The organism is Deltaproteobacteria bacterium (assembly GCA_011773515.1).
Lineage (GTDB): Bacteria > Desulfobacterota > Deferrimicrobia > J040 > J040 > WVXK01.
Map to the genome: position 1 here is coordinate 628 of WVXK01000077.1, position 2,498 is coordinate 3,125.

At 54.0% G+C, this 2,498-nt stretch carries 2 protein-coding genes; both read right to left on the minus strand.

Annotated elements, in window-relative coordinates:
• Positions 1 to 78: 78 nt before the first annotated feature.
• The gene (locus GTN70_08880; GenBank protein NIO17097.1) at positions 79 to 1,689 is read right to left on the minus strand and encodes a citramalate synthase; all 1,611 of its coding nucleotides are present in this window, start codon (positions 1,687 to 1,689) and stop codon (positions 79 to 81) included.
• 29 nt (positions 1,690 to 1,718) lie between these two features.
• A partial coding sequence (locus GTN70_08885) for an aspartate kinase (GenBank protein NIO17098.1) occupies positions 1,719 to 2,498 on the minus strand: 780 nt, incomplete at its 5' end.

The following is a 2,498-nucleotide window of genomic DNA, read 5'->3' on the forward strand; positions in this document are numbered from 1 at the left end:
GCAGGTATACCATGAGGGAAAAGAGGATAAGAGCTGCGAGAACGGAAATGAGGTAGAGGTGTGGCTTCTCTCCCTTCATCAACCGGTTCTTTCCTGACTTTCCTTTTTGTCTTTTTTGAGCCGCTCTTTGTGCAGTTTGTACCTGATCGAATCGGTCAGGGCCTGCCAGCTCGCCTCGATGATGTTGTGGGATACTCCCACGGTGCCCCACTTTTCGTCCCTGTCCCCTGATTCGATCAGAACCCTCACCGTGGCTCCCGTGCCCTCGCCCGCGGTAAGGACCCTCACCTTGTAATCGTAGAGCTCCATGTCGCTGATTTCCGGGAAGAACTTCGTCAGGGCCTTTCGAATCGCCTTGTCCAGAGCATTCACCGGTCCGTTGCCAAGAGCGGCCGTGTGCTCGGGGTTCCCATCCACCTCTATCATGATCGTAGCCTCTGCAACCGGCGGCTCATCCTCGAACCTTTTCTCGTCGATAACCCTGAATCCCTTGAGGACAAAGAATGGCTTGTGGGTCTTCAGAGCTTTTTTCAGCAAAAGCTCAAACGATGCTTCGGCACCTTCGAACTGATACCCCTGATGCTCGAGTTCCTTGATCCTGTTTAAAACATCTTCGGCGATCGGATCGGAGCCTTTCAGGTCTATGCCAAACTGGCCTGCTTTCTCCAGAATGTTGCTCCTCCCGGAGAGGTCTGAAATGAGGACCCTCCTCCTGTTCCCCACGACATCGGGCTCGAGGTGCTCGTAGGTACCCGGATGCCTCCTGATCGCGCTGACATGCATCCCCCCCTTGTGGGCAAAAGCGCTGTGTCCGGTGTAGGGCTGCCTTTTGAAATGGCCAACGTTCGCTATCTCGGAAACGTACCGTGACAGTTCCGTGAGCCTTGTGAGATTTTCTTGGGGAATCGATGGGAGGCCCATCTTCAGCATGACACCGGGAATCACGGAGATGAGATTTGCGTTCCCGCAGCGCTCACCGTAGCCGTTCACCGTTCCCTGTACCTGGACCACCCCCGCCTCGACGGCGGCAAGAGAGTTGGCAACGGCCAGCTCTGAGTCGTTGTGGCAGTGAATGCCGAGGGGGACCTTCACCCTTTTCTTTACCGCCCTGACTGTGCGGAGGATTTCGGAGGGAAGGGAGCCGCCGTTCGTATCACAGAGAATGATGCAGTCAGATCCCGCTTCTGCCGCCGCATGCAGCGCCTCGATGGAGTACTCGGGGTTCCGCTTGTAGCCGTCGAAGAAGTGTTCGGCATCGAAAAATATCTCTTCGCAGAACTTTTTCAGGTACCCGATCGTGTCGGATATTGCATTGAGGTTTTCTTCAAGCGTCGTCCTCAGTGCGGTTGTAACGTGAAAATCCCAGGCCTTGCCCACAATGGTTATCACGGGAGCCCGTGAATTTTTCATCAGCCGCACGTTCCCGTCGTCTTCGACATTGCGCCCGACTCTCCTGGTCATCCCGAAGGCGCATATCTTTGCGCTCTTCCACTCCATATCGGCCGCCTTTTTGAAGAAATCCCGGTCCTTGGGGTTCGACCCGGGATAGCCCCCCTCGATGTAGTGTATCCCGAACTCGTCGAGCTTGCGGGCTATGGAGATCTTGTCTTCAACAGAGAGGGAAATATCCTCTGCCTGTGTCCCGTCTCTCAGCGTCGTATCGTAGAGATAAATCTTTTTTCTGGCCATAACCACCTCTGGGAAAATTGTTTGCGTGTTTAAATCTTTTCCTCCCTGGGCTGCTCGCCCAGCTCAAAAGAATCGTGGAGAACCCTCACCGCCAGCTCGGTGTACTTTTCCTCTATGACACAGGAGACCTTGATCTCGGAGGTGCTGATCATGAGGATGTTTATGTTTTCCTGGGCCAGGGTTTTGAACATCTGCGCAGCAACACCGGGATGTGACCGCATTCCCACGCCGACGATGGAAACCTTGGCGATCCTCTCGTTTCCTTCGACCTTATCCGCTCCGATATCATCGGCCACATCATCGATCATCGCCATGGTTTTTTTGTAATCCGTCTTCGGAACGGTGAAGGTAAGGTCCGTAAACCCCTCGAGGGAGACGTTCTGAACGATCATGTCCACGTTAACCCCTGCGTCTGATATGGGCTTGAAAATCTTGGCGGCGATACCCGGGCGGTCCGGAACTTTCACGATCGTTATCTTTGCCTCGTTCTTGTTATACGTCACACCTGACACGACTGCAGTTTCCATGATCTCATCCTCCTTTGTCACAAACGTGCCCGGTTTTTCTGTGTAAGATGACCGGACGTGAATCCTCACGCCAAATTTCTTCGCAAATTCAACGGATCTTATCTGCAGAACCTTTGCTCCCAGGCTCGCCATCTCGAGCATCTCATCGTAGGATATTTTCTCCAGCTTCTTCGCGTTCCGGCTTATGCTCGGATCGGTGGTAAACACCCCTTCCACATCCGTGTAAATTTCACAGACATCGGCCTCGACCGCCGCTGCAATGGCGACTGCGCTGGTATCGGA